Annotated in this window: 7 protein-coding genes; 4 read left to right on the plus strand and 3 right to left on the minus strand. The window is 51.1% G+C overall.

Annotated features, from left to right (window positions below; translation table 11 throughout):
- Nucleotides 1-6 precede the first annotated feature (6 nt).
- From H8Z83_RS19630 to H8Z83_RS11895, 3 genes are all read right to left on the minus strand, one after another.
- A complete protein-coding gene (locus H8Z83_RS19630) occupies nt 7-582 on the minus strand; it encodes a recombinase family protein (protein ID WP_243184965.1) in 576 nt (191 codons plus the stop codon).
- Nucleotides 583-618: 36 nt separating this feature from the next.
- Complete coding sequence (locus H8Z83_RS19635; RefSeq protein WP_243184966.1) at nt 619-1206, minus strand: recombinase family protein; 588 nt, start codon at nt 1204-1206, stop codon at nt 619-621.
- A 262-nt stretch (nt 1207-1468) separates the two neighbouring features.
- The gene (locus H8Z83_RS11895; RefSeq protein WP_243184970.1) at nt 1469-2122 is read right to left on the minus strand and encodes a hypothetical protein; all 654 of its coding nucleotides are present in this window, start codon (nt 2120-2122) and stop codon (nt 1469-1471) included.
- A 39-nt stretch (nt 2123-2161) separates the two neighbouring features.
- Here H8Z83_RS11895 and H8Z83_RS11900 point away from each other — a divergent pair, with 39 nt between their 5' ends.
- From H8Z83_RS11900 to H8Z83_RS11915, 4 genes are all read left to right on the plus strand, one after another.
- Nucleotides 2162-2845 (plus strand): response regulator transcription factor, encoded by a 684-nt coding sequence (locus H8Z83_RS11900; protein WP_187015241.1) that lies wholly within the window; start codon nt 2162-2164, stop codon nt 2843-2845.
- On the plus strand, nt 2842-3903 hold the full coding sequence (locus tag H8Z83_RS11905; RefSeq protein ID WP_187015242.1) for a HAMP domain-containing sensor histidine kinase: 1062 nt from the start codon (nt 2842-2844) through the stop codon (nt 3901-3903). Before H8Z83_RS11900 ends, H8Z83_RS11905 begins: the two co-directional genes overlap by 4 nt.
- A gap of 90 nt (nt 3904-3993) precedes the next feature.
- On the plus strand, nt 3994-4833 hold the full coding sequence (locus tag H8Z83_RS11910) for a glycosyltransferase family 8 protein (protein WP_187015243.1): 840 nt from the start codon (nt 3994-3996) through the stop codon (nt 4831-4833).
- A gap of 1021 nt (nt 4834-5854) precedes the next feature.
- Nucleotides 5855-6316, plus strand: a complete 462-nt coding sequence (locus H8Z83_RS11915; protein WP_187015244.1) for a hypothetical protein — start codon at nt 5855-5857, stop codon at nt 6314-6316.
- Nucleotides 6317-6398: the final 82 nt, after the last annotated feature.

The raw sequence follows: 6398 nt of genomic DNA on the forward strand, positions 1-6398 counted from the left end.
ATCCTTTCATTTCATAGTGTTTTGCGCCTCATCCACGATTTTCATAAACTCCTGACGTTCCATAAAAGACCAGCGGGAATCCATGATCAGATAGCCCTTGAAAAGACCATCCTTTACACGGTATGCGACGAAGTGATTGCTCAAACGGCGCAATGTAGCTCGTTTTGCTGTGCTGTGCCGCTCTGACAGCAGCTTTTGTACCTTGATCCAATCCTCTTTTTTGATAATCGCTGTGTGGTGATTTTCCTTGAAATACATATTCAAATCTGTATTTTTGACGGATTTATGGGTGCGAAAATCCTTGGTATAGGTTTTCTGCATCAAAGCATCACCGCAGTATTTCTCATTTCGGAGGATGCTGCGGACAGTACCGGCAGACCAGAGATCGTTCCCCATTGGAGACTTGATACCCTGTTCTGTCAGTGCGGCGGCGATTTCTGCCGGGGTTGCGCTCTCCAAGCAGCTTTCATAGATGTACTCAACAATTCTTGCCTCGGTCGGCTCAATGACAAGCCGCCCGAAATGATCACGATAGAAGCCAAGCGTATTCTGAACGGAGAATTTGTAGATACCCTCTGCCATCCGCCAGCGGATACCAGCCTTAATTGCCTCGCTCTTTTACTGGGACTCCATTTCAGCCAGAGCTGCCAGCAATGAGATCAGCAGATTATTCCGCCCATCGCCGGTATAGGTGATTCCCTCTGTCTCAAACTCAACGGAAACGGGCGGGTTCAGCGCAGAAAGCGTTTGCAGATTGTCCAGAATATCCACGATATTTCTACCAAAACGGCTGATGCTTTTGGTGAGAATCAGGTCAATCTTCCCGTCAACTGCGTCGGCAATCATTTCCTGAAAGCCAAGACGTTTTTCAACGGTAGTTGCGCTGATGCCCTCGTCTTGATAAATCTCAACCAGCTCCCATTGCGGATTTGCCTCAATCCTCTTGGTAAAATGGTGAATCTGCATATCGAAGCTGCCGACCTGCTGTTCCTCCTGTGTGCTGACGCGGCAGTACGCCGCAACACGGAGTTTGGACGGCTCCTCTGCAAGTTCCCGCCGTTTCTGCGGTGGAATAATAACACCATTTCCACGCTGGTTATAAGAAATCTCGTCCTGCATCTGGCGGCGTTTCTGTTCCCGGCGTTCAGCTCGGCTGCTGGTTTGCCGCTCTGCCTCTATCGCTTTGGGGTCAAGCGGTTTCGCCATATTCTGCCTCCTGCATCAGAATCCGTCTGCGTTTTCTGCTTTGCATCGGCGCACCATCTCCTTTGAACGGTTTTCAATTTCATTACTACCACGCTCCTTTTCGGAAAATTATGACAATCCGCATACGCGAGGTAAACGGAATAGTCACCCAAAGAAAAAGGCAGCAGAATTGCTCCTGCTGCCTGAAACTGTATAAACTTGTGCATTTACATCGATCAAACATGGGGGTAGAAATTATAGACCCCTGCGAATGAGAGACGTTTTACAGCGCCTTAACCGTGTCGATAAACTGGCTCATGCTCATTGCACCCGGCAAGAGGTTTTCCTCATTTTCAAACACCATGTAATAGCGGAAATCCTTGCCCGCCGCTGTACGCCACGCTTGACCCAGCGCGATTTTCTCCCGGCTATCGTCGTTTTTCAGGTGTTCGCCCTTGGTTTCCGCACAGATGAGCTTGCCGCTTTGGGTCATAATCAGAATATCGGGGTAGTGCTTGATAAAGCCGTTGATTGCAAACCCTTGACGCGCAATATTTCTGTGCCGCCAGCGGACATTCGGCAGGGCGGTCAACTCTACAATCAGCTTCTGTTCCAGCTTGTTCATGTCGCCGTCCTCCGCCGTGTACAGCGAACGGGCGTATATGGCGGTATTGCTGGCGGGATGAATAGATGTGGGCAGACGGAACGAGGGCATACAGACGATACGTTCCGTTTCCAGCCATTTATCAAAAGTTTCCCGATAGTGGGCTTCCAGCAGCGTTTCGATCTTGTCACGGATCTTCGCCGCATAGCCCAGCGGGGCTTTCTCCATCGCGGCGAGCTGTGCCTTGTCCATATCGTCCACGATACGGTTTATGTAGGCTTTCAATTCGGCAGCGTCTACCATGTTCAGCTTATTAAGCTGACTGAACATCATATGATAAAGTTTTGAAGCGCGGCGAAAAAGGAGGCTCCTATGGCAACGATTTTACTGGCAGAGGACAACGAGGCCGTCCGCCTGCTGACCCAGGCCAAGCTCCGCCATCAATTTACAGTGGTGACGGCGGCGAACGGCCGGGAGGCTCTGGATATCCTGAACCGGCAGCATGTGGATCTGATCGTGGCGGATGTGATGATGCCGGTGATGGACGGCTACCAGCTGGTGCGGACGCTGCGGGCGGAGGGCAACGAGATCCCCGTGCTGTTCCTCACCGCTCTGCAATCCATGGACAGCAAGCGGGAGGGCTTTTCTTCCGGCATTGACGATTATCTCACCAAGCCTGTGGATTACGAGGAGCTGATCTGGCGCATCCAGGCCCTGCTGCGGCGGGCCCACATCGCCAGCGAACAGCAGATCCTTGTGGGAAACACCCGACTGGATTCCGCATCCTACACCGTGACCTGCCGCGGGCAGACCCTGGAGCTGCCAAAGAAGGAATTTGACCTTCTTTATAAGCTGCTGTCCTATCCGGGGCAGATCTTTACTCGCAGTCAGCTGCTGGACGATGTGTGGGGGTATGTATCAGAGAGCGGGGAGGACACGGACAAGACCCATATCAGCCGTCTGCGGAACCGGCTGAAGGACGTGGACGACTTTCAGATCATCACCATCAAGGGACTGGGATATAAGGCGGAGCTTGTGAAGGAGAAAGAGCAGTGAAAAGGAAACATTCCAAATACCGGAAAATATGGCTGCTGTGGGTGGCGTTGGAAGGGCTGGTAGCTACCTTCGCCATTATGAGTTCATTTCTGCTGCTGCGTTATCTCTATTTTTCCAACGGCACCGCCATACCGGAAGCGTCTGTCAGTACTGCCGGATCTGTGCTCTCCGCCGTGTACCTGCCGCTTTTGATCACACTGATCCTGACAACCGGGTTTCTGGAGCATAAGCTCAGCGCCAATGTGACAAACTTGATGGACGGACTTCGCGCCGTGGCGGGAGGAGACTATTCCGTCCGGCTGAAAACAGATAAGCATCAGCTGTTGGACGATCTGTGTGAGGATTTCAACCGCATGACGGAGGAATTGCAAAGCGTCCGCACCTTGCGGGAGGACTTTGTCAACAGCTATTCCCATGAATTCAAGACGCCGATCACCGCCATCAAGGGCTTTGCGGAGCTACTTTCCGAGCCGGATCTTACCGAGGAGGAGCGGCAGCAGTATCTGCGGATCATTCAGGACGAGTCCGCCCGTCTGGCGGAATTGACCAACCGGACGCTGCTGCTGACAAAATTGCAGTCCCAGCGGTTTTTGCCGGATCAAACCACGTTTTCTCTGGATGAGCAGATCCGTCGGTGCGCCATCCTCTGTGCCCATAGCTGGGAGGAAAAGCGCCTGACCTTTTCCGCAGAGCTGGAAAGCGTGGATTGTACCAGCAATGAGGAACTTTTGCGGCAGGTATGGATCAATCTCTTGAATAATGCGATCCGCTATACCCCGCCGGGCGGCGAGATCGGTGTGGAGCTGCGACAGGTCGGCGGGGAGGCCGTTGTCCGGGTCTGGGATACCGGATCAGGCATGACGCCGGAGGTCCAGTCCCACATTTTTGAAAAATACTATCAGGGCGCGGCGGAGGATAAAAAGCACGGCCTGGGCCTGGGGCTTTCTATCGTCCATCGGATCATAGAATTGACGGAAGGACGCATTGAGGTGGATAGCCAGCCGCAGCAGGGGAGCAGCTTTACCGTTTATCTGCCGCTGAACCAAAAGGGAGCGTGACGCGGTGGGCCTGCCATGCAGAACGCTTATTTTTCTTTCCGTATTGACTGAAAACAGCGCAGCCCAGCAAAACTCCAAGGGAGGACGATCATGATCGAAAACCAAAACTCATATCCCATGAACCTGCTTGTCACGCTGGATCGGAATTACGTTCCTCAGATGAATGTCATGTTGTTTTCCGCGCTCCAAAGTGACCCCGCCGCATTTTTTGACGTATATATCCTGCATGACGAGGGGCTGTCAGCCTCCGATTTAACGGCGACCCGGGCGCTGCTGGGGCAGCGGGGCGGGCTGCATCTGATCCGTGTGGACGAAAGCGGGCTGACGGACGCGCCAACGTCGGACCGGTATCCGAAGGCAATCTACTACCGGATATTTGCCGCGAAATATCTGCCGCATACGCTGGACCGGGTACTATATCTCGACCCGGATCTTATTGTGCGGAAAAGTCTGCGGACGTTATATGGAATGCCTATGGGCGCAGCCTTCTTTGCCGCGGCCTCCCACATCAGGGCTTTTCTGCACCGTTTCAACGAACTGCGTCTCGGCATGGGAGAGGATGATCCCTATATCAACTCCGGCGTCATGCTGATGAATCTGGAAGCCTTGCGGGCAAAGCAGGACACACAGGCGGTATTTGACTATATGGAACGCCACAAAGGACGGCTCATGCTGCCGGATCAGGACATCATCAGCGCCTTGTACGGACAAAGCATCATCCCGCTGGACTCGATCCAATATAACATGACGGAAAAGCTATTCACCCTTCACCGGTTCAACGGGGATGGCATGACGCTGGACGATGTGCGGCAGCGCTCGTCTGTCATCCACTACTGCGGGCGGAATAAGCCGTGGAAGCCCGGATACGTCGGTGAATTGGACGTGTTCTACAACGAAACCGTTTCTCAAATGGAGAAGGACTTGCCATAAAAGTATCAGCAGCCTTACCGGTGTTCCGGCGAGGCTGCTGTTGGCTATATTTGATTGGAGCATCGTCACGCAGATAAACTTTGGATCAAAGGAAAATAAGTCGAGGAAAATTCCCTCGACTTATTTTCCGTGCCCTGTACCGTCCGGCTTGCCCCATAGATTACATTGTGTACCTATGAACATAAAGCGTTGTGGTTTTAAGGTTTTTGGCGGAGAAATTTTCCCGCGCGTTCAACACAAATTCAACACAAAAGCGACTTTGTGCAATTTGCCATATATAAGAAAAAACCTCGAAACCATTATGGTTTCAAGGTTTTCCTTGGTGGAGAATAGCGGGATCGAACCGCTGACCTCTTGACTGCCAGAATTTAACTTTTCCCGGTGTGTGCATAATGTACAGCTTTTTTAAAAAATATAGAAGAAAAAATCGGACCAAAACAGAGAAAATATTTCTATATTTTCTGAGTAGTATTTTCTGTTTCAACATGACCGATTGTATACCGTGCTTTCTGATTTATAAGGAGTTTAAATCAAGACCGCTTTTTGAGAGAGACCTTCTGTAAAATCATAGTAATTCCAGACTTTTCGGGTATTCCGTATTGTCAAAACTTGTGATTTCGTCATGCAGAATGCACGAACCAAAACTGTGATTTCGGATACTACTGTGTAGGGGCAAAAGCTGTGATTTCGTTGCCGTGAGTGCTCGACGAAACCTGTGATTCTGTCATGTAGAATGCGGACTTTTTCTGGATAAAACCTGTGATTCTGTCATATAGAATGCAAGCTTTTTGAGGGATGAAACCTGTGATTCCGTTATTCGACTGTCACGGAAAATGTAAGGAAAAAGTGGGGTGGTACCTGTGATTTCGCAACTTTTGTGCGCACAGCTTTCTGTCTAATCATACCTGTTCTTTAAAATCTAATTTTTGCCCTCACCGATCCTGCAAGCAGGAAGAACGTTGGAACAACTGAACCGACGAAGAAGGAGGGTGAGGAGAGAAACTGAACAGACGAGTCGGTTATGGCAGACGCCATCTACGGCGGCGCAACCATAGAAGCCACCCAAAATGATATGGTGAGACAGCTGCAAAGCACCATGAAAGGGTATCAGCGGCAGTTGTTTCATGACGGCGTGTATGCCGTGGTGACACTCATGGCAAACGATGATTCGCAGCGAGAGAATCCCGGTCAGGAAGATGGCGAGGAAGGAACTCTTGAAAAGACGGAACAGCCGAGAAAATGCTACATTTTCTGCCCGGAAAGAGACCGTGTGCGGTTATTTGAGGAGTTGGATCACAAAACGGCGGCGCCACTCATTCCCGCGTTTCAGGACTATGTACTTGCTTCGCTCCAAAAGCGAGGCAATCTCCGGCAGTTGGAGGTCATCTCGCAAAAGGAGCAGATCGACGCATGGACGCTGGATCTGGAACCGGATGATAAGAATGTCATGATGCCGGGGTCAAAACAAGCCTTTTATGTATGACCAATAGCAAAGAGCTGGAAAAATAGCGCTGAAATGAGCACCCAGAGGAAATGGCCTTTTGAGGCTGTCTCTCTGGGTGCTT

Origin of the sequence: Dysosmobacter segnis (assembly GCF_014297285.1) — a bacterium.
GTDB lineage: Bacteria > Bacillota > Clostridia > Oscillospirales > Oscillospiraceae > Oscillibacter > Oscillibacter segnis.